The 24,596-nt window shown below is 51.6% G+C and carries 20 protein-coding genes; 12 read left to right on the plus strand and 8 right to left on the minus strand.

Going from position 1 to position 24,596, the window contains the following annotated elements; translation table 11 throughout:
* Positions 1 to 43: 43 nt before the first annotated feature.
* From FCN78_RS13990 to FCN78_RS14000, 3 genes are all read right to left on the minus strand, one after another.
* Positions 44 to 1,333, minus strand: coding sequence for a sensor histidine kinase (locus FCN78_RS13990; protein ID WP_077659000.1), 1,290 nt, complete (start codon positions 1,331 to 1,333; stop codon positions 44 to 46).
* On the minus strand, positions 1,330 to 2,004 hold the full coding sequence (locus tag FCN78_RS13995; RefSeq protein WP_077459105.1) for a response regulator transcription factor: 675 nt from the start codon (positions 2,002 to 2,004) through the stop codon (positions 1,330 to 1,332). The genes FCN78_RS13990 and FCN78_RS13995 overlap by 4 nt, the downstream gene beginning before the upstream one ends.
* A gap of 132 nt (positions 2,005 to 2,136) precedes the next feature.
* Entirely contained in the window at positions 2,137 to 2,826 is a 690-nt protein-coding gene (locus FCN78_RS14000; RefSeq protein WP_476658656.1) for a type 1 glutamine amidotransferase domain-containing protein, read from the minus strand.
* Positions 2,827 to 3,081: 255 nt separating this feature from the next.
* Between FCN78_RS14000 and FCN78_RS14005 the strand changes: the two genes are divergently transcribed.
* The 6 genes from FCN78_RS14005 (at position 3,082) to FCN78_RS14030 (ending at position 10,171) form a co-directional block, all read left to right on the plus strand.
* Positions 3,082 to 3,624, plus strand: a complete 543-nt coding sequence (locus FCN78_RS14005) for a copper resistance protein NlpE (RefSeq protein WP_077459104.1) — start codon at positions 3,082 to 3,084, stop codon at positions 3,622 to 3,624.
* A 447-nt stretch (positions 3,625 to 4,071) separates the two neighbouring features.
* Positions 4,072 to 5,259, plus strand: a complete 1,188-nt coding sequence (gene doeA / locus FCN78_RS14010) for an ectoine hydrolase DoeA (protein ID WP_069363118.1) — start codon at positions 4,072 to 4,074, stop codon at positions 5,257 to 5,259.
* A gap of 157 nt (positions 5,260 to 5,416) precedes the next feature.
* Complete coding sequence (gene doeB, locus FCN78_RS14015; RefSeq protein ID WP_077457175.1) at positions 5,417 to 6,412, plus strand: N(2)-acetyl-L-2,4-diaminobutanoate deacetylase DoeB; 996 nt, start codon at positions 5,417 to 5,419, stop codon at positions 6,410 to 6,412.
* 10 nt (positions 6,413 to 6,422) lie between these two features.
* Positions 6,423 to 6,911 carry an Lrp/AsnC family transcriptional regulator gene (locus tag FCN78_RS14020; RefSeq protein WP_069363120.1) on the plus strand — a complete coding sequence of 163 codons (489 nt, stop codon included), beginning with the start codon at positions 6,423 to 6,425 and terminating at the stop codon, positions 6,909 to 6,911.
* Positions 6,912 to 7,175: 264 nt separating this feature from the next.
* A complete protein-coding gene (locus FCN78_RS14025; RefSeq protein ID WP_077658999.1) occupies positions 7,176 to 8,735 on the plus strand; it encodes an NAD-dependent succinate-semialdehyde dehydrogenase in 1,560 nt (519 codons plus the stop codon).
* Between the two features lie 32 nt (positions 8,736 to 8,767).
* The gene (locus FCN78_RS14030; RefSeq protein ID WP_077457181.1) at positions 8,768 to 10,171 is read left to right on the plus strand and encodes an aspartate aminotransferase family protein; all 1,404 of its coding nucleotides are present in this window, start codon (positions 8,768 to 8,770) and stop codon (positions 10,169 to 10,171) included.
* A gap of 77 nt (positions 10,172 to 10,248) precedes the next feature.
* Here FCN78_RS14030 and FCN78_RS14035 read toward each other — a convergent pair whose 3' ends face one another.
* From FCN78_RS14035 to FCN78_RS14045, 3 genes are all read right to left on the minus strand, one after another.
* Positions 10,249 to 11,793, minus strand: a complete 1,545-nt coding sequence (locus FCN78_RS14035) for a BCCT family transporter (RefSeq protein WP_069363123.1) — start codon at positions 11,791 to 11,793, stop codon at positions 10,249 to 10,251.
* A 184-nt stretch (positions 11,794 to 11,977) separates the two neighbouring features.
* A complete protein-coding gene (locus FCN78_RS14040) occupies positions 11,978 to 12,409 on the minus strand; it encodes a hypothetical protein (protein ID WP_077486740.1) in 432 nt (143 codons plus the stop codon).
* Between the two features lie 160 nt (positions 12,410 to 12,569).
* Positions 12,570 to 12,869: a DUF6916 family protein gene (locus FCN78_RS14045; RefSeq protein ID WP_069363125.1), complete on the minus strand. Its 300-nt coding sequence runs from the start codon at positions 12,867 to 12,869 to the stop codon at positions 12,570 to 12,572.
* Positions 12,870 to 13,813: 944 nt separating this feature from the next.
* Between FCN78_RS14045 and FCN78_RS14050 the strand changes: the two genes are divergently transcribed.
* The 4 genes from FCN78_RS14050 to FCN78_RS14065 all read left to right on the plus strand — a co-directional run bounded on the left by FCN78_RS14050 (position 13,814) and on the right by FCN78_RS14065 (position 19,102).
* Entirely contained in the window at positions 13,814 to 14,419 is a 606-nt protein-coding gene (locus FCN78_RS14050) for a TetR/AcrR family transcriptional regulator (protein ID WP_077486742.1), read from the plus strand.
* 201 nt (positions 14,420 to 14,620) lie between these two features.
* Positions 14,621 to 15,778 carry an iron-containing alcohol dehydrogenase gene (locus tag FCN78_RS14055; RefSeq protein WP_077658997.1) on the plus strand — a complete coding sequence of 386 codons (1,158 nt, stop codon included), beginning with the start codon at positions 14,621 to 14,623 and terminating at the stop codon, positions 15,776 to 15,778.
* Positions 15,779 to 15,854: 76 nt separating this feature from the next.
* Positions 15,855 to 16,877 carry an NADP-dependent oxidoreductase gene (locus FCN78_RS14060; RefSeq protein WP_077457189.1) on the plus strand — a complete coding sequence of 341 codons (1,023 nt, stop codon included), beginning with the start codon at positions 15,855 to 15,857 and terminating at the stop codon, positions 16,875 to 16,877.
* A gap of 257 nt (positions 16,878 to 17,134) precedes the next feature.
* Positions 17,135 to 19,102 (plus strand): sensor histidine kinase, encoded by a 1,968-nt coding sequence (locus FCN78_RS14065; RefSeq protein ID WP_077658996.1) that lies wholly within the window; start codon positions 17,135 to 17,137, stop codon positions 19,100 to 19,102.
* Positions 19,103 to 19,124: 22 nt separating this feature from the next.
* On the opposite strand, the gene FCN78_RS14070 is transcribed toward FCN78_RS14065, so the two are convergent.
* A complete protein-coding gene (locus tag FCN78_RS14070; RefSeq protein WP_077650121.1) occupies positions 19,125 to 20,060 on the minus strand; it encodes an aminoimidazole riboside kinase in 936 nt (311 codons plus the stop codon).
* Between the two features lie 27 nt (positions 20,061 to 20,087).
* On the minus strand, positions 20,088 to 21,521 hold the full coding sequence (locus FCN78_RS14075; protein WP_077658995.1) for a sucrose-specific PTS transporter subunit IIBC: 1,434 nt from the start codon (positions 21,519 to 21,521) through the stop codon (positions 20,088 to 20,090).
* A 282-nt stretch (positions 21,522 to 21,803) separates the two neighbouring features.
* Here FCN78_RS14075 and FCN78_RS14080 point away from each other — a divergent pair, with 282 nt between their 5' ends.
* On the plus strand, positions 21,804 to 22,796 hold the full coding sequence (locus tag FCN78_RS14080) for a LacI family DNA-binding transcriptional regulator (RefSeq protein WP_077658994.1): 993 nt from the start codon (positions 21,804 to 21,806) through the stop codon (positions 22,794 to 22,796).
* A 101-nt stretch (positions 22,797 to 22,897) separates the two neighbouring features.
* Positions 22,898 to 24,595 carry a glycoside hydrolase family 32 protein gene (locus tag FCN78_RS14085; RefSeq protein WP_201258646.1) on the plus strand — a complete coding sequence of 566 codons (1,698 nt, stop codon included), beginning with the start codon at positions 22,898 to 22,900 and terminating at the stop codon, positions 24,593 to 24,595.
* Position 24,596: the final 1 nt, after the last annotated feature.

The following is a 24,596-nucleotide window of genomic DNA, read 5'->3' on the forward strand; positions in this document are numbered from 1 at the left end:
GAGAGTTCGCCCTTATCTTGAAACAACCAGTATTAAGAAAACCTTAAGGCTCGTCCCTCAAATTGTGTGCGGCTTCCCAATTGATAATCGCCCTCGCCATCTGAGCGTCGCACTGAAATTCAAAATGCCAGTTGAGCTGACCGGCAATACGCTCAACAAGTTGTAGACCTAGACCAAATCCGATCTGATTTTCGTTCACGCCTGAATCGATGGGGTTAGCAATCGAAAACTGCCCGTTGGTGATCTTAATCTCAATCACGCCGGACGCACTGTAAGTGAGCGCATTGCGAGTCAGGTTGGCGATCGCAATACGCCATAACTCCCTCTCGATAGAGATGTAGTCGCTTTGATTGTCAATATGGACAGTCACTGGCTTATGCGCAGCAAGATACGCCAGCTCATCCACCAGGGTTGCGCACAGCGAGCCAAGGTCGACCTTTGATTGGCGAGCCTTATCTGGATGTTGCCTTGCCAGCCAAAGCAGTGATTCAGACAGCGCCATCATATTAATGTTGGCACGCGAGGCGCGCTGTAATGCCGGATAACTAGCATCCTTGTCATCGATGCGCAGTGACAAGGTATCCAAGGAAGCCTGCATAATCGCCAAGGGGGTGCGCAGTTCATGGCTGGCATGCTTTAAGAACTGCTGCTCTCGTTGGTTATACTCACGCACTTGTTGCAACGAGGCCATCAAATGATCGGCAATTTGGTTAACCTCACGTACCGAAAAGCGCACATTGATAGCTTGATCTGGGTGGGCTTTTACTCGCGCCGACCATGCCACCAACTCTTTCAGTGGCTTCAGTGCATTGTTGAACAACAGCCCAATCACGGTGACAAGCACCAGCATAAAAGCGGCAATTAACACGCTGGCATCGGCCAAAGAGCGCTCGACAATCATGGCGGCTAATGCCTCGATTTTTTCAGCCGCTTCAAATTCAACCAGGTATAACCCTTGCGATAGGTGCTGGTCGGAGTACAACAAGTAGCCATACTCACGCGTTCCACTGTCATTAATGCGTTGTATTTCAATTGGATCATCGGGCTGTATCGGCTTCGAGGAAAACAAATCACGCACCGATTTTGGGATAGCCTGCCAATCTCGATACGCACTAACAGTGTCGCTTTGGGGCAATGGATAGTTAGGATCGGCGGCCAGCTTTTGCTCTAGCTTGATAGCATCGAGCCGCATGTAGTTTTTGCCTGCCTGACTGATTTGATAAAAACTAAACACGGTGACAAGCGCCAATAATCCGATAAAGACCGCCACCGCCATCAACAAAAGCTGGCGGCGCGATTGTGCCGCGAGGCTTCGAACAGGACTTTGGCTCATACAGGCGGAGCCTCAGAAAGGGACAAACCAATGCCGACATGGGTGTGGATCAGCGTTTTAGCAAAGGGCTTATCAACCACTTTACGCAAATGGTGAAGGTGCACGTTAATGGTCCCTTGCCGCACATCCTCACTAGCCCAAATCGCTTCTTCAATATCGCTTTTGGACACCACAGTGGGTGAGCGGCGCGCTAACAACACTAAAATATTCCAGCCGATGGGGGTCAGTTTAAGCGGCGTGTCACCGCGCGACGCGATATGCTCTTTGGGATAAATCGTCAGATCGGCAATGGTAATACATTCTCGCACCGGGTGATGACGCCGATGCAAGGCCTGTAAACGTGCGAGCAACAAGGGCATGGTGCAAGGTTTGACCACATAATCATCCACACCAGCACGAAAGCCCTCAAGCTGGTCGGTTTCCGCATCACACGCAGTCAGCATTAGCACCGGGGTATCAATACCCTGTTCGCGCAGCTCACGACAAACCGCCATACCCTGTGTTTTGGGCAGCATATTATCGAGTATCACACAGTCAAACGTCTGCTGGCTGGCAAGCTGAATACCCGTTTCGCCGTTATAGGCAAAATCACAGTCGATATGATGCAGCTCTAAATATTCTGAAATCGCTAAGCTGAGATCGTGGTCATCTTCAATGATGAGTATTTTCATGCGGCGTGCTCTTCTATCCGTGTCGTTTTTAATCTACACGAATCTATTGGATAAAATACACCCCACTCTCTTGATCTCGTCCGATACAAAAAAGCGCCCGCAGGCGCTTTCATCGAGAGACTATCATATGACTTACTTTAGCAATGCCAACACCGCATTGACGCAGGCTTCAGATGACACCGGATTTTGCCCTGTCACTAAGTTGCCATCAGTAACCACATACGAGGTAAAGTCATCCGCTTTCTCATAAAGACCGCCGTTTTCTTTGAGCATATCCTCAACTAAAAACGGCACCACCTCAGTCAAGCCAACGGCGGCTTCTTCGCCATTGGTAAAACCAGTGACCCGTTTCCCTTTCACTAGTGGCTCGTCGCGATCTGAACGCGTATGGCGGAACACTGCCGGGCCGTGGCATACCGCACCAACGGGTTTGCCCTGATAGTAGAAGGTCTCAATCAACTGACGTGAAGTCGGATCTTCCGCCAAGTCCCACAATGGGCCATGACCACCGGGGTAGAAAATCGCATCGTACTCGTATGCATTCACATCACTCAGCTTGACGGTGTTATTAATCATATCTTGCAGCTCAGCATCGCCATCAAAGCGGCGAGTCGATTCGGATTGCGCATCCTCCGCCTCGCTGTTTGGGTCAATCGGCGCCGCACCGCCGTTCGGGCTGGCAACAACGACTGTTGCTCCAGCATCTTTAAACGCGTAATAAGGGGTGGTGAACTCTTCAAGCCAAAAGCCTGTCTTGTGTCCCGTATCGCCCATGGCATCGTGAGATGTCAGCACCATCAAAATTTTATGTTGTTGCATCATCGCTCCTTATTGTCACGCGTTTGGGTAGTATTTGCTTGGTTTTCATTGAGTAGACTAACAAGACAAGGGTGATAACGTAAAAGGTGGTCGCTTAGATCACTCTCATCAGTTGACGGTTTTTTTACGTTGATTGTCTAACGCTGACCTAATGTTAGCGCAATAATGACACCCAAGCGCAGCAAACGCCTATCATGGAGCCATTCATCGCTGGCAATCCAGCAACGTTTTAGCTTGAACACATTAAATGAGGTCCACATGAAAAAAACCTATTTACTTGCACCACTGGCACTGGTTATCGCACTTGTCGGCTGTGAACAGCAAACCAACGAACCAAAAGAGGCGCAGTCGCAAATCGAATCTAGCCTGGACGACGCCCAAAATGCAGTGAAAGAAGGCACAGAGCAAGCGATGGATAGTGCAGAAAACGCCATCGATAGCGCAGAAAACACCGTTTCTGAAATGGTTGATCACCACAACGCTAAAACCTCACTAGACTGGAACGGTACTTACCAAGGTGTGGTGCCCTGCGCCGACTGTGAAGGTATTGATACCACACTAACACTGAACCCAGACAACACGTATTCACTCACCAAAACCTACCTGGGCAAAGAGGGAGAAGCCCTTAAAGAATCAGGCACCTTTAAGTGGGATGAAACAGGCAGTGTCGTGATCCTTGAAGGCCTGACTGACAGCCCTAACCACTTCTTTGTGGCGGAAAACCAGGTAATCATGCAAGACATGAATGGCGAAACCATCGAAGGCGACCTTGCTGAGATGTATCACCTGAAAAAGCAGTAATCTATCACCGCCATATTACGTGATAAGGGCCTAGCGCTGGCACCATCAACCAGCACTCGGCCCTTTTCATATATTTTCTATCCCCTTCCCACGCTTTCGCGCTTCACGCCAACACTTGCCTGTCTGCACAAATTGGCAGTTTAGTGACAAATTTGTTGCTAATATAACTTGACGGGTTTTCACTCTATGGTTTAACTCTTAAATAGAGGCGAAACAAAATCTTATCCAGTGAGCAGGCCGAACGGGCTCACAAAGCAACAGCCGCACCAGACAGTAGAGTCGCCTGGATAAGACCGCGCAGCACTCGCGCTTCCTCCGTTTGTTCGATAAGAAGACCGAAAAACGGCACCTTTCTGTACCGGTAATCATACTTGATCCAAGTTTGATTACCGGTCAGTAGTACGTTTATCAGCGCCACAGTCGTGGTATTGAACAGGAGTCACGCGTATGAGCGACGTTGTATTGAAGTTCTCTCACGAAGAATACAGCGCCCGTTTAGCCAAGGTTCGCTATGCCATGGAAGAACATGAAATCGACACCTTGTTGGTGCACGACCCCTCCAACATGGCGTGGCTTACCGGTTACGATGGCTGGTCTTTCTATGTGCCTCAGTGCGTAGTGATTGGCGCAACGGGTGACCCTTTGTGGTTCGGTCGTATCCAAGACGCCAATGGTGCGCTGCGTACTGTCTACATGAGCGCTGAGTGCATCACCTACTATCCTGACCATTACGTGATGAATCCACCGCTCCACCCCATGGAGTACCTTTGCAATTACGTCCTGGCAGAACGTTATTGGGATCGTGGCCGCATCGGCGTTGAGAAAGACAACTACTATTTCAGTGCCACCGCCTTTGAGTCGCTCAAAGAAAATCTACCGATGGCAACCCTCGTCGATACGACTGGGCTGGTGAACTGGTGTCGCGCGGTCAAATCCGATCAAGAACTCACCTACATGCACACGGCCGCCCGCATCGTGGAGAACATGCACCGCGTCGCTTTTGAGATGATCGAGCCCGGCTTACCCAAGCACCTACTGGTGGCCGAAATCAATAAACACGCGGTGGTCGGCCACGATGGTCACTTTGGGGATTATGCCGCGATCGTGCCGATGTTACCCTCGGGCGGTGATGCGGCAGCGCCTCACTTAACGTGGGATGATCGTCCGTTTAAACGGGGAGAAGGCACCTTTTTCGAAATCGCCGGGGTGCATCGCCGCTATCACTGCCCACTCTCTCGCACTATCTTCTTAGGAGAGCCGGGCTATGAATTCTTGCGTGCTGATGAGGCTTTACAGGCCGGTCTCGAAGCAGGTCTCGCGGTCGCCAAGCCTGGCAACACATGCGGAGACATTGCCAACGCCCTCAACGATGCCTTGTTACGCTATGGGTTTGATCGAGAAGGCGCGCGCTGTGGTTATCCGATAGGATTAAGCTACCCACCCGATTGGGGCGAGCGCACCATGAGCTTGCGCCCAAGCGATCAGACGATGTTGCGTGAGGGAATGACCTTTCACTTTATGCCAGGGTTGTGGATGAAAGACTGGGGTATCGAAACCACAGAAAGCATTGTGATCACCCGCGATGGTGCGCAAACTTTGTGCGATCTACCGCGCCAATTGTTTGTCAAACATTAGCTTGGTATAACGAGTCAGAAACGGGGTACCCTACTTGTGCCCTTTTCTGTTCAGCCTGATTATTGTTTTTAGCTACACTCGTAAGGTGATGATTTAAAGATTAAACTTTACCCGTTTCCGCCGGATTGAGCGTCACAACAGATCACAAGGAGAGGTTATGGAACCCACCGCAATTGAAGCCACCGTCGATTTTCATGCCGATGGTGTACAGCATGGCTTTCTTAAACTGCCTCATTCACACGACCAATCCGCTTGGGGCTGTGTCACCATTCCGATCACTGTGATTAAAAACGGCGAGGGAAAAACGGCTCTACTCACAGGCGGCAACCATGGGGATGAATACGAGGGCATTACTGCATTACTCAATACCTGCCACCAACTGATGCCCAGTGATATCAAAGGCCGAGTGATTATATTACCGATGATGAACGCGCCCGCAGTAACCGCAGGCACGCGTACCTCGCCTTGGGATCAAGGTAACATGAACCGCGCGTTTCCCGGCTCGCCCACTGGCAGTGTCACCGAGCAAATTGCCGATTACTTCACTCGGTATTTGATCCCGCAGTGCGATACGGCTTTAGACATTCACTCAGGCGGTAAAACCTTAGATCTTATTCCCTATGCGGCTTCACACCGCTTGGAGAACCTTCAACAAGCCGACGCCTGTGCCGAAGGGGCTCGCCTGTTTGGTGCTCCCTATCAAGTACAAACCACTGAAATGGATGCCACCAGCATGTACGACACGGCGGTAGAGCAACAAGGGAAAGTATTTGTCACCACCGAACTGGGTGGCGGTGGCACCAGCACCCCTGAATCGATCGCGATTACCCAGCGCGGTATTCACAACTTTTTAGTGTTTTCGGGCATTCTACAAGACGATTATCGCCACCCCTCAGTCGCGCCCGTCAAACTCGAGTTACCCGATAAACACTGCTATGTACAAAGTGAACACGCGGGTATTATTGAGTTCTGTGTGCACTTGGGCGAGACCATCAAAAAAGGCGATTTGATTGGTAAAGTGCATAACATCGAGCGTACTGGCACCGAGCCCGTTCCCTACTATGCCGAACGCGACGGTATTTTACTGGCCAAACGTCACTTGGGACGGATTTACATCGGCGATACCTTTGCGGTGATTGCCGAGCCTGTTTAACGGAGGGGCCATGAAGCTGGATAAATTCGATATCAAAATCTTGCAGATCCTGCAGCAAGATGGCCGCATTACCAAATCTAACCTCGCACAGGCGATCAACCTGTCTGTGAGCCCTTGTTGGGAGCGGGTAAAACGGCTCGAGCAAGCGGGGATCATCGAGGGCTATGGCGCTCGTATCAACCCGGATGCAGTGGTGAAGTTAAATACCGTGTTAGTCGAAATCACTCTCGGCCAGCACGATGTCGACAGCTTTCAACGCTTTGAGCGCGCCATGCAAGCCTGCGACGATGTCAAAGAATGTTGGGCGACAGGCGGTGGGATAGACTATATCGTTCGCCTTGGTGTCACTGATATCGACTATTATCAGCGCCTTATCGACAGCTGGCTAACTGACGACCTTGGCATCAAACAGTACTACACCTACATCGTCACCAAGCAAGTGAAGCGCCCCTCTCTCACCTTACCGCTTGAAACGCCAGACATTGCTGCTAATGGTTAAACCAGACTTATCCTTGCTTACGCATGCTCAATGACGCTCGCGCATGCGTTGTTAACCTCTGAGCAATATCTGTCACCTGTCACATTATCACGGCAAATGCCCGTTTCTCGTGTGATCAGAAAATTTTCTCCTGCTATTGCGCGGTTTCAGAAAAAATTTCGTTAATCCCGCACCTGAACAAAAAACCTCTTTTTCGTGCATTGCATACAGTAACAGTAGGCAAACGCTGATAGGCAGCGTGGCGATTTTCAATCAGGAGGGAGTATGACCGTATTCCAATCACGCGATCTTCACTACTCGGGAAGCGCAGCCAATGCATTGCGTCATGATATCGCCGGCAAAGCCAGTTCCGACGTGCTTGCCTACCTCGACGATCAGCGTCTTTTTCGCCAGCTCGCCTATTGCAATGGTAAATGGGTGAATGGTGACTCTGATACGCCGGTGCTCAACCCCGCGACGGGCGAAGTGCTTGGTTACACCGCATCACTCAACGCCACGCAAATCAATCAAACCATTGATGACGCCGAAGCCGCTTTCCATTTGTGGCGCGCGGAGTCGGCCGAAACGCGCGCCAAGCTGTTGATGAAATGGCACGACCTCATCATGGAAAACCAACACGATCTCGCGCATCTGATGGTGCTCGAGCAAGGCAAAACATTGCGCGACGCCGAGGGTGAAGTCGAGTATGGCGCGTCGTTTATTCACTGGTTTGCCGAAGAAGCCAAACGCGTGTATGGCGACACCATGCCTAGCCACATTCCCAATGCGCACCTAGCGACATTACGTGAACCTATTGGCGTGGCCGCCTTGATCACCCCATGGAATTTTCCTAATGCGATGATCACCCGTAAAGCGGCAGCGGCTCTCGCGATTGGCTGTAGTGTGATCGTCAAACCCGCAGAAGAGACACCTTTCTCAGCCCTCGCCCTAGCCGAATTGGCGGAACGTGCTGGGATCCCTGCCGGTGTATTTAACGTGGTGATGGGCGACGCCCCCATGGTCTCCACCCAGCTTTGTCAAAGTGACAACGTTAAAGCGCTAAGCTTTACCGGCTCAACACGTGTCGGTCGGTTATTGCTCGAGCAAAGTGCGCAAACCGTAAAAAAGTCTGCCATGGAGCTTGGCGGCAATGCGCCCTTCATTGTGCTACCTGATATGGATATTCAACAAGCGGCGCGCGCGGCCATCGATGCCAAGTTCCAAACATCGGGGCAAGATTGCTTGGCCGCCAACAAAATTTTGGTGCCACGCGACAAACATCAAGCCTTTGTCGATGCCTTCGCCGCGTTGATGGATGAACTTGAAGTGGGCAATGGTTTGCTGCCCAGTACTGATATTGGCCCTCTCATTTCCGCACGGGCAGTGGACAAAGCGCAAGCAATCGTCGATGACGCTATTGCCAAAGGGGCGACTGTGATGGGCGGAAAGCTCAACCCCAACCTCGGTGAAAACTTCTTTGCGCCTACGCTTATCACCAAAGTGACGCCGGATATGTTGGTGTACCAAGAAGAAAACTTTTGCCCGGTAGCGGGCGTGATTGCCTACGACAATCTGGATGAGGCCATTGCGATGGGCAACGACACCGAGTATGGGCTCTCAGCCTATGTCTACGGCAATGATATTCGTGATATTTGGCGCTGTCTGCGCGGCCTTGAAGTCGGCATGGTCAGTGTCAACTCAGTGAAAATGACCGGCCACCCGATTCCCTTTGGTGGCGTCAAACAGTCGGGCTTAGGCCGTGAAGGAAGCCGCTATGGCATCGACGAATTTAGTGAAATCAAATACTACTGTTTAGGTGGCTTGCCCACGGTGAGCGGCAGCTAATTCAGGTTTGCTGACGGATAAGGAGACTGATCATGCGTCCAGAAACAAAAGCCTTGTTGGAAAAAGACAGAAACACCGTATTCCACGCCTCAACGCACTTAAAGCAGTATGCGCATGGCGAGATGCCAGGGCGAGTGATTGAGACCGGGAAAGGCATTCGCATTACCGATTCAGAGGGCATTGAGCTGATTGACGGCTTCGCCGGGCTCTACTGCGTCAATATCGGCTATGGCCGCGAAGAAATGGCCGATGCCATCTACGATCAAGCGAAAAAGCTCGCGTATTACCACACCTATGTGGGCCACACCAACGAAGCGCTGGTGACGCTGTCGGAGCGCCTGATCAACATGGCTCCCGGCATGAGCAAAGTCTATTACGGCATGTCAGGCAGTGATGCCAATGAGTCACAGCTCAAGATTGTTTGGTACTACAACAATGCGCGTGGCAAGCCTGAGAAAAAGAAAATCATCTCACGGGATCGGGGTTATCACGGCTCCAGTGTCGCATCCGGGTCACTCACGGGGTTACCACTGTTCCATGCGCATTTTGATCTGCCCATTGAGCGTATCAAACACACCATGGCCCCCTACTATTATCGTCGTGAAGACACCGGGATGACCGAGCCTGAATTCGCACAACATTGTGCCGATGAACTGGAGAAAATGATCCTTGCTGAAGGCCCGGATACCGTCGCGGCGATGATTGCCGAACCGGTACTCGGCACCGGTGGCATTGTGCCGCCCCCCGAGGGTTACTGGGCGGCGATTCGCAAAGTGCTGGATAAATACGATGTCTTGTTGATCGCCGACGAAGTGGTGTGTGGTTTTGGTCGTATCGGGAGTGATTTTGGCTCGATTTACTACGATATGAAGCCTGATCTGATTACCGTTGCCAAAGGGTTAACCTCTGCCTATCAACCGCTCTCCGGGGTGATGATCGGTCACCGAGTGTGGGATGTTTTGGAAGATGGTACCGATGCATGGGGCGCGATTGGTCATGGTTACACCTACTCTGGCCACCCACTGGGCGCGGCAGCCGCTCTGTGTAACCTTGATATCATCGAGCGCGAGAATCTGACTCAGAACGCCGCGACCACGGGTGAATATCTGCAAATGAAAATGAAAGCCGCGTTTGCGGATCACCCATTGATTGGTGACAGCCGTGGTGTCGGTTTGCTCCATGCGCTTGAGTTTTCGCCTGATCGCGCCAACCGCAGCCACTTTGACCCCAGTCTAAAAGTGGGGCCACAGGTCGCCGCCGCGTGTATGGAGCAAGGCTTGATCGCTCGTGCCATGCCACATGGCGATATTCTTGGTTTCGCCCCACCCTTGGTGGTCACCCCTAATGAGGTGGATGAAATTGTCGCCAAAGCGCAAGTCGCTGTCGATAAGGTGATGGATAAGCTGGTCACCAGCGGACAATGGCAACCCAAATAGCGTGATGACTCCTATCCAATAAGCAAAAAAAAGCGCCGACAACGCGGCGCTTTTCTCATTAACAGGCTCAGGTCTTACTAGCTGGCCGTCGCCGGCTGTACTGCCAAGTTCGCTTCTTTTTCTTGTTGCATCCGCATCACCGCAATCGGGCCGGTAATGAAGGTAAAGGCAATCAAGAAAGACACAGGCACGGCGGTGATCACGATAAACGACTGAAGCGCATTCAAGCCACCATCGCCGGCAAGCAGAAGTACACCGGCAACCACACCCATCACAATCGCCCAGAACAGACGATGACGACGAGTTGGCTGGTTGTCACCTGATACAGCCATCGCAATCGAGTACGCCATTGAGTCACCCGTGGTCGCCACGAAGGTGGTGGTCAGCAACATAAAGGCTGGGATCAGAACCACGCTGTAAGGCAGCTGTGACAAGGACGCAATCAAGATCGCCGGCAAGCCCGCATCCGCCATTGGACCAGAGATGCTGCCAGGCGATTGCAACTCATAAAAGATACCCGTACCACCCAGTACTGAGAACCAGAAGTTAGTCGCAATCGGTGCACAAATCGCAACGGCGAAGATCAATTCACGAATCGAACGGCCTTTCGAGATGCGTGCAATAAAGATTGCCATCATGGGTGCAAAACCAATAAACCAACCCCAGAAGAACCATGTCCACCATGCATTCCAGCTGCCGTTATCGGTATTCAGCGCGAGGGTGTGCATGTTGTTCAGGTAGTAGCTAAAGCCTGAGCCAAACTGCTCAAAGATAAAGCCAGTTGGCCCCAGCACAATCACCACACCCAGCAATACGGCAGCGCCAATCACATTCATGCGGCTCAGCCATTGTAGGCCCTTATCCATCCCGGTAAATGCAGAGATAGAGTAAATCGCCACGACGGCAGCCAGAATCAGCATCTGCATTGGCATGGTGTTTTCGATACCGGCAAAGCTTTCTAGGCTGTAGCCAAGCTGGGTCGCCAGAAAGCCGATTGGGCCAATGGTACCGGCAGCCACAGCAATGATAGAGCAAGCATCAATCACAGAGCCTAACCAGTGATTTTCCAGCTTGTCCCCAAGTAGCGGATACAACAACGCACGAGGACGCATGCGCACACCCGCTTGGTGGTGGGCATACATCAGCACGATGGTTGCCAAGGTGCCTAACACGGCCCAGGCTAAAAAGCCCCAGTGGAAAAAGCTTTGGCTCAGTGCGGGGGCGACGGTATCCATTACACCCGCTTCCATGTCACCTAACGCCGGCGGCGGGGTCATGAAGTGATAGATAGGTTCCGCGGCTGACCAGAATACCCCACCACCCGCAAGTAGGGTGCACATGATCATCGCAACCCAACGGAAACGACTCATCGAGACAGTATCCGTGGCGCCGAGTTTCAATTTACCAAATTTACTGCCGCCAATCGCGAGCGCCAGTACGAAATTGATCACCATTAACCACTGCCACCAGTAACCAAAAAGATTGGCAGACTCAGCAAACAGAGACTGGATAACAGATGAGAAGTGTTTCAGGTCAAACAGGGCAAAGGCAAGGAAGACAGCAACAAAGCCGATGGTAAATACGGCAACGAGACGGTCATTATTTTGTGTAGATTTAAGCATTAGTTCGCTCACAAGGTGTGTGAGGGACGGGACTCTATCAGTGTGGCGAATGAATGACCAGAACAAATTGTTACAGTCAAAGAAGGAAAAAACGTGACAAGCATCACCTATTCAGCCGTGGCGGGGGCTGAATAGGAATATGACATTTTTGTTAAATGGACAAAACTTACCCAACACTGTTTTGTCACGCTGGCGCTTTCGATTTCTCTGTCTTACTCGTCTTACCCGTTTCGAGCACTTTTTTATGCAACACCACGGTAGCGCGATACAATTTAGGATGAACCTGTGACTCGCCTTTTTTTGCGCGATTACACGCCGAAATCACTGCCGCGGTAATGCAAGCGGCCACTTTCATCTGACCAAGTTGATAGGCATAATTGGCAACTTTAATCGCCATAAAAATCGATTGGTCGCTGTATTTGTAATTACGGGCGGCGAATTTCTCAAAGCGGAGAAAGTCTTTGTGATAACCCTTAAGAATGCGATTCACGTGGCGATCGTAATAATTTTTATACTTGGCGTAGCTCCCTTTAGGGTTGCTCGCCATAATGTCTCTTACCCAAACAAACGATTGCAGCTGTTCTTTTTCAAATAAGCCACTCAGCCAGGCAAACATATGACCTCCCTACTGCTAGCTTAGCGGCCTTATTCTACTCAATTTCCATGACTAATCTACGAAAAGGGAAAAGTAACTTATTGACTGGCGGTTATTTAATCAGTGTTGGTCGCTAACTACCTCGAGGCCCAATGGGCAACCGCGAGCGACCACAGAACGATTAGGCTTGCGTGTTGATGTTGATGGTATAGGTGGCATCGCCCGCGGGAAGCATATGTAGGATTTGCTCGCCAAGCGCTGGATGGGTAAGCAGGTAATTGCCTTGCGGAAAGCGGGTGTCTTCCGGCCCTTTCAATACCAGGCTGAAGTTTTCTACCGCCTGCCCGCCCACCTCATCACCGTGGCCAGGATGAGTGTCGACACGCGCCAGCGTCATTGCATATTCCGTATCCGTTCCATCAATGAGCGTGATCGTTTCATTAATCAATTCATTGACATGCTGGAAAGATAGTACATTCATCGTCCCTCCCGCGCCCCTGTTTGGGTCAATGCGCTTGTGAAAGCTTTACTGATAAGATTAGATGAAAAATTCGACAATGCACAATAGCTTAGTGATTTTTTCAATCGCTTAGAACGACAAAAGGCAACCCGATGGTTGCCTGACTCACGCTTGATTATGCTGACCCAGCCGTTTTAACTTGGCGGGTCTTATTGGACTTCGTTTTGTAGTAATACCACAAACGTCTGCTTTTGTTGTTCATCGAACACCTCTCTACCAGATTAATGAACGATATTAATGCCAAGCGCCGAATGCGGCGCTACGTCACAGTCTTATATTATTTCGAATCGGAAAGCAAATTCGATCACCGTTAGGCAGAGAATTGGCAAGTTCGTGATACAAAAAGACAATGCACGAGCCGTTAAGCACATAACAGGGAGCGTGGATACACAGTCAGCCACAGGGCGAGAAAACACTCGGCTTAGGATATTACGTGCATATGCAATGCGTCAGGCGCTAGGCCCAAAAAAGAGAAAGCCGCTCTGCTGAGCGGCTTCGAGATGCATTCCTTGTTGGTTGTTGGTCAATGAAACGCTTTTTACGTTGCCCCGTGTGCTCACTACGTTGAGCGTCCTTACCGCATGGTCTTGTGTTAATGGCCTGGCTGGCGGCTAACAAGGTGTCGTCATGGGCGCCTGACATTAACGGGGTCTTAACTCATTAAGGCGCGTCACTGCGCGCTAATCATCTACCAAATTGTGTGTCAGCTCGGCTGACTCTTTCAGTAAAGCACACGGTTGCCACTGTGCCACTGCGTGCCGTTCAAATTGTGAACAACGTAATAAATCTGACATAAACTGGGATTGCGCACAGCATACCGGCTCAATTTATGCCAGCGAACCGCGCCAAAATAAAAATTTCCCGCACCACTAGACGACCGGTCTAATTTTAATTATGCTGCCCACATGAAATCGAGCAGCACCCAAGAAAACAGCAGCCACAATGCGACCCACCAACATTTGTTGGAAACGGGCGTGAGCGTGATGGCGCAATTTGGCTTTAGTGGCGTCGGCCTTAGTGCAATACTAAAACAAGCTGGCGTGCCCAAGGGCTCCTTCTACCATTATTTCGCGTCGAAAGAGCAATTCGGCCAAGCAGTGTTGGATCACTATTTTGCTTGCTACATTGCCGATGTAAATCGCCTGCTGACCGATAAGGCAGTCTCACCCATTGTGCGGGTCCACAACTACTTTAGCCGTTGGCAAGCGCAATACTGCAGCCTAGATCCGGTGCAAACTTGCTTAGTAGTGAAGCTGAGTGCAGAAGTGGCCGATTTATCCGAGCCAATGCGGTTGGCGCTGCGCGATGGCACCGACCAATTAATTGGCCGCTTGGCTGATACACTGGCACAAGCGCGTGATGTCTTTGACGATAAAACCGCACTGACCACCGCTACGACCTTGTATCAGTTGTGGCTGGGTGCCAGCTTACTAACCAAGCTGCATCGTAACGACAGTCATCTCGCGCAAGCGATGACCATCACCGAAGAAAAGCTCGGGCTGATCGATTAACGGCGCTTTGCTGTACCAAGCATCGCTTCAACAACAAGTTAATACCCGATGCGTGGCACTCGCGACGGCCTCATTGTTAGCGACAGCCACCATCTACTTAAAACCCGCTTTGGCGGGTTTTTAACCGGCACCAGCTAGACGACCGGTCTAATTTAAATAAACGCTTGATACCATCAAGCACAATAAAAGGAAGGATGAGCAATGAACAACTTTGAGTTCTACAATCCCACACGTATCGTTTTTGGCGAAGGTAAGATTGCCGAGCTGGATCGGCTCATCCCGGCCGATGCAAAAGTGTTGATTCTTTTCGGCGGCCAAAGTGCACGCAAAACCGGCACCTTGGATGAAGTCGAGCAAGCGCTAGGGCAACGTCAATTTGGCCTATTTGGTGGCATTGAACCCAACCCGCGCTATGAGACCTTGATGGAGGCGGTCGAGAAAGTAAGCGCTGAAGGTTATGACTACCTCCTCGCCGTGGGCGGTGGCTCAGTGATCGATGGCACCAAATTCGTGGCTGCGGCGGCGAAATATGACGGCGACGCATGGGACATTCTCACCAGCATGGGTGGCAAAGTAGAAGCAGCGCTGCCATTTGGCGCCGTGCTCACCTTGCCTGCTACCGGCTCTGAGATGAACAAAGGCTCGGTGGTGACCCGTGAATCGATGCAAGCGAAACTGCCGTTTATGAGCGAGTTGGTCTTCCCGCAGTTCTCAGTGTTGGATCCGGTGAAAACCTACACCCTACCGATTCGCCAAGTGGGTAACGGTGCGGTGGATGCGTTTGTTCACGTGGTTGAGCAATACCTCACCTATCCAGCCAATGCACCGGTACAAGACCGCTTTGCTGAAGGCCTGCTACAAACCTTGGTTGAGCTGGGCCCACAAGCGCTGGAAATACCAGAAGATTACAATGTGCGTGCGAGCCTGATGTGGACCGCCACCTTGGCGCTTAACGGCTTGATTGGCGTGGGTGTACCGCAAGACTGGTCAACCCATATGCTCGGCCACGAACTGACAGCCCTGCATGGCTTAGACCACGCTCAAACCCTTGCCGTAGTACTGCCTGCAATGCTCAATGAGAAGTTTGAGCAAAAACAGGCCAAGCTCGCACAATTTGCTGAACGCGTTTGGCATATTGACCAAGGCAGCGAAGCCGAAAAAGCACAGCAAGCGATTGAGAAAACGCGCGACTTTTTCGAGCGCATGAACGTGAAAACGCGCATGAGCGATTACGATCTGGATGCAACCGCGATTGAGCCCTTGATTGAAAGCCTGACTCAACACGGCATGACCCAACTCGGTGAACATGGCGATGTGACGCCGGACGTTTGCCGTCGCGTGCTTCAAGCCGCGCTGTAATCGCCGGTTTATTTCATTGCTATTTTGAGGCGCGCTGAATCAGCCGCCTCTTTTCCCAACATCAAGGGAGGAACTAATGTCAGCATTAACCAATCAACGTTTTGTTCTCGCATCGCGCCCGGTTGGCGCGCCCACTGCCGAGAACTTTCGCTTAGAAGAAGCCGCCATTCCCGCTCTGGGCAACCAAGATGTACTGATTGAAAATCATCACCTATCGATTGACCCTTACATGCGCGGCCGAATGAGTGATGCCAAATCATACGCTGAACCCGTAGCCATTGATGGCCTAATGGTCGGCGCCACCGTGGGTAAAGTGCTGGAATCTAACCACGCCGATTACCAGGCCGGCGATTGGGTACTGGCTTATAAAGGCTGGGAAACCCATTCCGTGGTCGACGGCGATACCCTGCTTAAACTCAACCCAGATTTAGCCCCTGTCTCATACGCGCTGGGGATCTTGGGCATGCCCGGCTTCACGGCCTACATGGGCTTATTAGATATCGGCCAGCCCAAAGAAGGCGATACCCTTGTCGTCGCCGCCGCAACCGGCCCCGTTGGTGCGACTGTGGCACAAATCGGTAAGCTGAAAGGCTGCCGCGTGGTGGCGATTGCCGGTGGTGAAGACAAATGCCAATACGCTCGTGAACACCTCAGTGTTGACGCGTGTATTGATCACAAAGCCGATAACTTTGCCGAGCAGCTTGCCGACGCCTGCCCGCAAGGCATTGATGTCTACTTTGAAAACGTCGGCGGCAAGGTGTTTGATGCGGTGATGCCACTGCTTAATACAGGGGCACGTATTCCCGTGTGTGGCTTGGTGTCACAGTACAACAACACCGCCCTGCCAGAAGGCCCAGATCGCCTTTCGCAGCTAATGGGTACCATCTTGGTCAAGCGCCTCACCGTAAAAGGTTTCATTATCTTTGACGACTACGCGCACCGTTATCCTGAGTTCGCTCACGACATGGCCAAATGGGTCGGTGAAGGCCAAATCCATTACCGTGAACACGCGGTCGATGGCTTTGAGCAAGCGCCCCAAGCACTGATTGATGTACTTGAAGGCCGCAACTTCGGCAAGATGGTCGTCAATATTAAATAAAGCCCACACGCTTTATTTCGCAATCCCGAAAACCCTGCCTCCCCCTTAGCGATGGATCGCTAAGGGGGTTTTTATACGTTGATAAAAGTACAGATCTCGCTCAGTGTGTTTGCCATCACAACGCCATCATTACAAAGTCTAAGTCGCCAACTACACTAGAAGGAACGATTCGACCGTCCTCCAAATGATTTGGTAGGACTGGCTACAGATGCTTGTATTGGCACTTGCGTCGGCTGAGAAGAGAGGAAGTATCGACAATGGCCAAACCCGCTCTCATGATCCGCCATCAGATCAACCTTGGATTTGCGTTAGTTCTGATTATGGCATTACTGACGATTTTTGCGGTGGTGGAATGGAAGGTAAAACCCGAGCTTATTGAGCAGCGACAAGAGCGGATCAGCATCAACCAACACGCCCTGCTCGATTTACTCGACGCCAAACTCGGCCAAATTGAACTATTAACCAGCACCATGGCGTTAGCAGGCACTAGCCTCCCCAAAGATGAAGCTCTGTTCCGCACCACCTTTCCCGAGATCCTCAATAATCATGGCGATCCGGCGATTGCCGGCGGGGGTATATGGCCCGAGCCCGGCACATTTACACAAGGGGTGGCGCGGCGCAGTTTTTTCTGGGGCCGAGCAGGCGCGACCATGGAGTACTACGACGATTACAATCATCCAGACGGGAAAGGCTACCACAATGAAAGTTGGTACGTAGCCGGAAAAACGGCCCCTGCCGATCATTGCAGTTGGTCCAACGCCTATATTGACCCTTTTACCAAAGAGCCGATGATCACCTGCACCGTACCGATGAAAGATGATACGCGCTTTGTGGGTGTCGCCACCGTCGATATGAGGCTTGCCGGCATCTCAGATATTTTGTCCCAATATGGCAAAGAAAACGGCGGCTATGTGTTTGCCTTCGACGGCGACAACAAAGCGATCAGTTTTCCCCAATCAGCCGTCACCTTTCAACCCTACAGGAGCACGCTATGGACGCGAGACGAACTGCAAGTGCAATTACCTTGGCTGCAATCGGCGTTAAAGGCAACCCAAACACTCAGCACCAGCCAGCTAATCACGGTAGAAAATGACGGCATATTCAACGAAGCCGCGTATGTCCATTTGATTCGCTACCCGGAAGCCGATTGGGTGATTGGCCTCGCCGTTCCTAAAAGCAAAATGACCGCCGCTGCTGACAACATGGGGTTGTTTTTAATGATAGCGATTGGCGGCTTACTGCTGATTGTCGGCGTCATCGCGACGATCACGGCCCGCAATTTACTGGATAAAATTCGACAAACCACCCATCAGATCCGAGAGTTGATTGATGGCGAAACCACCCAAGCACTCGAGGTGGGAAACCTGAATGAAGTCGGGGAATTACGCCATGCCGTCAACGATTATGGTGATAAACTAAAGGCACTGCTGTTGCAGTTAGAAACACTCCAAGATGAATTGGTTCAGAATGAAAAACTGTCCTCACTCGGCTCCCTGGTCGCCGGCATCGCGCACGAGCTGAATACTCCGATCGGCAACGCACTGATGTCTTCAACCTCCATCTTGTCGAGGAAACAAGACTTTGTTCAACAACTCGAAAAGCCGATCACACGAGACGATTTAGACCAATTTCTCACACATGTTGAAGATGGGACACGGATTGTTGAACGTAACATGTCACGTGCCTCCGAATTAATCCGGGCATTTAAACAACTGGCCGTGGATCAAACCAACGACCACCAGCGCGAGTTTGACCTCCTCCATCTTATCAACGAAGTGCTTCTCTCTATGCGTCCGACACTTCAGCACTCACCGCACCAGCTCGAGGTCGGTATTCCAGAGGGCATTCTACTCAACAGCTATCCAGGCGCCCTCACCCAAACTCTGATCAACCTAATTAACAATGCGTTAGTGCATGCATTTACCACGCAAGATCAAGGTCATATTCAAATCCATGCGACTCAAGATTCACACGATATGGTACATATTACCGTCCAAGATAACGGCGTGGGCATGAAACCAGACGTGCAAAAACACATTTTTGATCCCTTTTATACCACCCATTTCGGTCAGGGTGGATCTGGCCTTGGCTTACATATTACCTTCAACCTCATCACGAGTGTGCTCGGCGGCCGCATTCAGGTAAAAAGCAAACCGCAACAGGGCAGCCGCTTCATTGTGACGATTCCACTGACCGCCCCCGAACGTGCTTCGTCGTCTTCATGACGATGGCTGGTAAATGAACATATCATTGTCCAGCCAACTGCAACGCCGTGGGCAACGCAGTCATTGCGCCTTTGGCGGTGGTGGCCAGTGCGCCACAGCGGTTGCCTTGACGGACTGCTTCCGTCACCGCCTCGGGCGTTTGCCAGTCGGGCAACTTGGCAAGGGCAGCCAACAATCCGCCCATAAACGCATCTCCTGCCCCCGTGGTGTCCACCACGTTTGCTGGTGTTGTCGCCACCTGCCAAACCGTCTGATGGAACGCGACTCGCGCGCCTTCACTGCCTTGTGTCACCACCCATAACGACACATTGGGTGCGTGCTCCACTAACGCTGCTAACCTTGCTTTCACTGAATGCGCCTCGGTAATGAAGGGCTTAGTCACTAGGGCAAGCTCATCATCAGACACTTTAACTACATCCGCCAGCGGCAAGGCTTGCCAGACGGCTTCTAGCATTTGCGCCTCGCTTTGCCACAGATCCTCACGCAAATTGGGATCAAAACTGACAAACCCGCCCTTGTCACGACACGCTTGCATGGCACCAAGCGTGGCAGAGCGCGATGGCTCGTTTGCCAGAGCGATGGAGCAAGCATGTAACCACTGCCCCTTTTCAAACACAGGGAAGTCATCGGGCTGCACAAACTGATCGGCACTGGGTTTGACCATAAAGGTGAAGCTGCGCTCGCCATGCTCATCCAGCTCGACCAATACGGTTGAGGTACGTTGCGTTTCATCGCGATGCATAAATCGCGTATCCACGCTTTCACCCGCCAAGGTATTTTGCATAAAGCGCCCCAGCGGATCGCCGCCCACTCGACCAATAAAGCCGGTTTCGCCACCCAGTCGGCTAATCGCCACCGCCACATTGGCGGGTGCACCACCCGGACATTTTAGGTAGTGGTGTTCACCATCTGGGATCAAATCCACCACCGCATCACCGGTGACCCATACCTTGTTCATCACACTTGCTCCTCGTTTCACGCTCGATTAGGCCGCTGCAGCTTGTGCGTATTTTTTACGCGCACCCAGTACATAGGTCACAGAAAACGCCACAACAAAGGCAATCGCCATACCAATGATATAAGGCACCACGCCGTCAGGACGGATAGAAATGATCCCTGGCAGCCCCGCGGCACCCAACGCTTGCGCTTTCACTTTAAAGAAGGTGACAAACGCGCCCGCACAGGCTGCGCCTACCAGTGCCCCGATAAACGGATAACGATATTTTAGGTTAATACCAAACATCGCCGGTTCAGTGATGCCAAGCAGAGCCGTGACACCCGCCGGCATCGCAATCCCTTTCGCTTTCACATCCGCGGTTTTCAGCCCAAACGCCAAACAAGCAGCGCCTTGTGCCACATTCGACATCGCGGCAATTGGGAAGATAAAGGTACCGCCGGTGACCGCAATGTCTGCCAACAGTTGGGTTTCAATCGCGATAAAGCTGTGGTGCATCCCGGTGATCACAAACGGCGCATACACAAACCCGAACAACGCACCGCCAAGCATCCCAGCCGATTCATACACCCAGTTAAGACCATCGCCGAGCAAAAAGCCGAGATCACGGGTAAATGGGCCCACCAGGATAAAGGTGATCAGGCCGGTGATAAAAATGGCCAGCAACGGGGTCAGCAAGTTATCCAGCACCGAGGGAATAATACGACGTAGCGCTTGCTCGACTTGCGCCAAAATATAGGTGGCAACCAGCACAGGCAGTACCGAGCCTTGATAACCGACTTTTTCGATCTCAAAACCAAAGATTTCCCACACCGGAATATCACCAGACACCGCGGCACCGCCAAAGCCCCAGCCGTTAAGCAGATCAGGGTGCACCATTAACATCCCGAGTGCCGCGCCCAAAAAGGGGTTAGCGCCAAATTTTTTACTGGCTGAAAACGCCAGCAGTACCGGTAAGAACACAAATGGCGCATTGGCGAAGGTGTTGATCATATTGGCCAAGTCGCCCATTTGTGGGTAGGCTTCAATCAAGGACTTGCCATCAACAATCAAGCCTGGTGCAGTGAGGATATTGAAAATCCCCATCAGCAGACCACCGGCGACAATGGCTGGAATAATGGGAACAAAAATATCTGATAGCCCTTTCACCGCGCGTTGTAGCCAATTTTGCTTTTCCGCTCCAGCCGCCGCCACGTCTTTCGACGACATATCGGATTGGCCGGTCAGTTTGCTGAACTCAGCATAAACACTATTCACAATGCCCGAGCCAAAAATGATCTGTAACTGGCCACCGACTTGAAACTGGCCTTTCACCCCTTCAATCGATTCAATCGCGCTTAAATCCGCGAGACTGTCATCATGGAGTGCGAGTCTTAGCCGCGTGGCACAGTGTGCCGCCGCTGCGATGTTTTCTTTACCACCCAGTTTATCGAGTAGTTGTTGTGCTATTGCTTGGTAGTTCATGGCTACTTCCCCTGCACGCTCTCACCGTCTTTGCCACCGTCACTTTTATTTTCGTGTGGCGTCACACGCTCCACATTTTCGGGAACGATCCCGAAAATGATGTGCTGAATCCTGTAAAGCATCAAGTATGAGGGCTAATCGCTGTGAGATCGATCAGTAAACCACCGCGCAACTCTCACCTTAAACGTGACTTAAATCACTAAATAAGGGGGATTTACGGTGCTATGTTTGCAAAGGATCCGTAAATGGAACGATCATGGCACTCTCAGCAAAGGAGAACCCATGGCTAGCTTGAATGATGTCGCCCGTTTAGCGGGTGTTTCCAAATCCACTGTGTCGCGTGTAATTAACCAAGAGTATGGCGTAAAACCCGCGACGATTGAGAAGGTGAATCGCGCCATTGAGCAATGCGGCTATGTGGTCAACCAAATCGCTAAGGATTTAAAATCCAGTAAAACCAATCTCATTGGCGTGATTGTGCCGCGTGTTTCCTCACATGCGATGTCAGCTAGTGTCGATGGTCTTAGCCATGTGTTTGATCAAAAAGGGAAACAAGTGCTTCTGGCCAATACTCGGCAAGATGACGCCCGTATTTGTCATTACCTTGATTTGTTCAATCAAAAACGGGTCGAGGGGATTTTGCTGTTTGCTTCTACGCTCAACCCTACCGTGGTGCAAGCGATTAAGCGCTCGAGTGCGCCGGTGGTGGTGATTGGTCAAGACGGCTCACCCTATAACATCCCCAGCGTGATCCATGATGATTACCGGGTGGGCTTTTGTGCCGGCGAGCAGCTTATTAAAGCCGGGTGCCAACAGGTGGGCTTTCTGGGGGTACAAGCGGAAGATATTGCGGTTGATCAGCAGCGTTATCAAGGCCTTGAGAGCGCCTTGACCACACTTAGTCAAACGGCTCCCTTGTTCCATTATCAAGGCCAGTTCTCGATTCAATCGGGCTATGTCGCCATGACCGCTATGCTAGCGCAATATCCTGATCTTGACGGCGTATTTTGTGCCACCGACCGAATTGCAATTGGCGCTATCCAAGCCTTGCAAGCACAAGGGATTACGCCAGGACAAGCCGTGAAGCTAATGGGAGTGGGCGATGATGAGCTTGCCCAAGTGGTATCGCCAAGCTTATCTACGTTTAACTATGCCTTTGATGCAGCAGGAGAAAGTGGTGCCAAAATGCTGCTCGAGTTGCTGGAAACCGGACAAAGCCATGTATCCAAATTGGTGATGGGCTTTAACTATATTAGCCGCGCTACCTGCCCTTAACATCGCGATCGTTAAGCCAATACAGAGAAATTTTACTTGCGCCAACACCGTCTTATTCGCTATTTTTGGAACGTTCCCGAAAATAAAACTGGTACGGATAGATGGAAATAACCCTAACAGGTTTGGTAGACACATGTGGTGGCACCGACAATGTACGCCGCGTATTGCGTCATCAAGAGAAGGTGATCATTGAGCTAAGCGCGCTTGAGCGTTTCAATCAAGACGCCTTACCCATCCATGCGGTTGACGTGTCGCTGCGCCAAATCACGCTTGATCAGCCAATCGATGAAAGTGTGCTCGCTGCACTGGGACGCCTTATCGACCAAAACCTGCGTGAACAAGCCGCGCCTCGCTACTCTTCAATCAGCAAGACAGACTTCCATCGTCCAACTTGGCATATCAGTCCCCCTCAAGGGCTGCTCAATGACCCCAATGGCTTTATCTACTTTCAAGGGCACTATCACCTTTTTTATCAGTGGTACCCGTTTGCCTGCGAGCACAAAGATAAATTCTGGGTACATCTCATCAGCCCTGATGGGGTGCAATGGCACACCGCACCGCTCGGCCTTACCCCCAGTGATTGGTATGACAGCCATGGCGTATTTTCAGGCCACGCCATGGTGATGGATGACGCCCTCTGGCTTTATTACACTGGCAACACCCGTATTGGCCCCGAGCGTTTGCGCCAAACCACCCAGTGTGTGGCACGCTCAACCGATGGCATTCACTTTGAAAAGCTCGGCCCAGTGATTGATGCCCCACCGGCTGGCATCACCGAGCATATTCGCGACCCCAAAGTCATCCATGACGGCCAATACTATCGGATGCTGCTGGGTGCGCAACGTGAAGACCAAATAGGTCGCCTGGCGCAATACTCCTCAGTCGATGGCCTTACGTGGCACTATGACGGACTAAGCGGCGATAGCTTAGGCGAGCTTGGTTATATGTGGGAGTGCCCGGATTTGTTCCAATTAAGCGATCAATGGCTCTGTATTCTCTGCCCACAAGGCAGCCCATCACCGACGCCCGATCATCACGTGCCACACCACAACGGTTACGCCAAAGCCACGCTAGAAGCGGACGGCATTACGCTTGATAACTGGCAAGTGCTGGATCATGGGTTTGATTTTTACGCCCCGCAGACGGCGCAGACCCCGGACAACAAGCGCATGCTCATCGCTTGGATGGGCCTACCAGACGAAGTTGAACAACCTAGTCAAAGTGCGGGCTGGTTGCATCAGTTAACCTGTCCTCGCGAGTTACACTGGGAAAATGGGCAACTTTATCAGCGCCCTTCCACCGCGCTACAAAGCTTAAGAGGCCCTCAGCAACTTTTGCTGATTAACACCGAATGCCACTCAACGACGGTGGATTTAGGCACCAAGCAGTTTGAACTCAACACCACGCTGCCCATTCCAGCCAGCGGCCACTACACGTTATATTTTCACAGCCGCAGCGGCATGATCACGCCTGCCTCAGCCGGCGAGCCAACCGGTTGTGCGCTCATCATGGACGGCGATAGCCGCACGCTAACACTGGATAGAAGCGCAAGCCTCACCACAGAAGGCGATACCCGCCGCTGTATTCACTTGCCTGAGCAGTTAGAAGAGTTACCGCTACAAGTCCTCGCCGATACCAGCTCATTGGAGTTCTTTATCGTCGGCGGCCAGTGGACGATGACCAGCCGTTACTTTAGCGCTATTGATGCGACCTTTTTAGCGCTGACACGTGACCACCACGACACGCCTTTGCCAAAACAAATTGATTGGTATGCGTTGAAAAACGCCAGTGTTAGGTAAG

The sequence above is a fragment of the Salinivibrio kushneri genome, from assembly GCF_005280275.1.
In the GTDB taxonomy this organism is placed as follows: Bacteria; Pseudomonadota; Gammaproteobacteria; order Enterobacterales; family Vibrionaceae; genus Salinivibrio; species Salinivibrio kushneri.

Coding starts and splice junctions, on each gene's coding strand:
- FCN78_RS14020 (WP_069363120.1), top strand. CDS start 6,423: ATGAAGCTGGATAAATTCGATATCAAAATCTTGCAGATCCTGCAGCAA.
- FCN78_RS14035 (WP_069363123.1), bottom strand. CDS start 11,793: ATGCTTAAATCTACACAAAATAATGACCGTCTCGTTGCCGTATTTACC.
- doeA (WP_069363118.1), top strand. CDS start 4,072: ATGAGCGACGTTGTATTGAAGTTCTCTCACGAAGAATACAGCGCCCGT.
- FCN78_RS13990 (WP_077659000.1), bottom strand. CDS start 1,333: ATGAGCCAAAGTCCTGTTCGAAGCCTCGCGGCACAATCGCGCCGCCAG.
- doeB (WP_077457175.1), top strand. CDS start 5,417: ATGGAACCCACCGCAATTGAAGCCACCGTCGATTTTCATGCCGATGGT.
- FCN78_RS14040 (WP_077486740.1), bottom strand. CDS start 12,409: ATGTTTGCCTGGCTGAGTGGCTTATTTGAAAAAGAACAGCTGCAATCG.
- FCN78_RS14070 (WP_077650121.1), bottom strand. CDS start 20,060: ATGAACAAGGTATGGGTCACCGGTGATGCGGTGGTGGATTTGATCCCA.
- FCN78_RS14065 (WP_077658996.1), top strand. CDS start 17,135: ATGGCCAAACCCGCTCTCATGATCCGCCATCAGATCAACCTTGGATTT.
- FCN78_RS13995 (WP_077459105.1), bottom strand. CDS start 2,004: ATGAAAATACTCATCATTGAAGATGACCACGATCTCAGCTTAGCGATT.
- FCN78_RS14060 (WP_077457189.1), top strand. CDS start 15,855: ATGTCAGCATTAACCAATCAACGTTTTGTTCTCGCATCGCGCCCGGTT.
- FCN78_RS14005 (WP_077459104.1), top strand. CDS start 3,082: ATGAAAAAAACCTATTTACTTGCACCACTGGCACTGGTTATCGCACTT.
- FCN78_RS14055 (WP_077658997.1), top strand. CDS start 14,621: ATGAACAACTTTGAGTTCTACAATCCCACACGTATCGTTTTTGGCGAA.
- FCN78_RS14030 (WP_077457181.1), top strand. CDS start 8,768: ATGCGTCCAGAAACAAAAGCCTTGTTGGAAAAAGACAGAAACACCGTA.
- FCN78_RS14075 (WP_077658995.1), bottom strand. CDS start 21,521: ATGAACTACCAAGCAATAGCACAACAACTACTCGATAAACTGGGTGGT.
- FCN78_RS14050 (WP_077486742.1), top strand. CDS start 13,814: ATGAAATCGAGCAGCACCCAAGAAAACAGCAGCCACAATGCGACCCAC.
- FCN78_RS14085 (WP_201258646.1), top strand. CDS start 22,898: ATGGAAATAACCCTAACAGGTTTGGTAGACACATGTGGTGGCACCGAC.
- FCN78_RS14000 (WP_476658656.1), bottom strand. CDS start 2,826: ATGATGCAACAACATAAAATTTTGATGGTGCTGACATCTCACGATGCC.
- FCN78_RS14025 (WP_077658999.1), top strand. CDS start 7,176: ATGACCGTATTCCAATCACGCGATCTTCACTACTCGGGAAGCGCAGCC.
- FCN78_RS14080 (WP_077658994.1), top strand. CDS start 21,804: ATGGCTAGCTTGAATGATGTCGCCCGTTTAGCGGGTGTTTCCAAATCC.
- FCN78_RS14045 (WP_069363125.1), bottom strand. CDS start 12,869: ATGAATGTACTATCTTTCCAGCATGTCAATGAATTGATTAATGAAACG.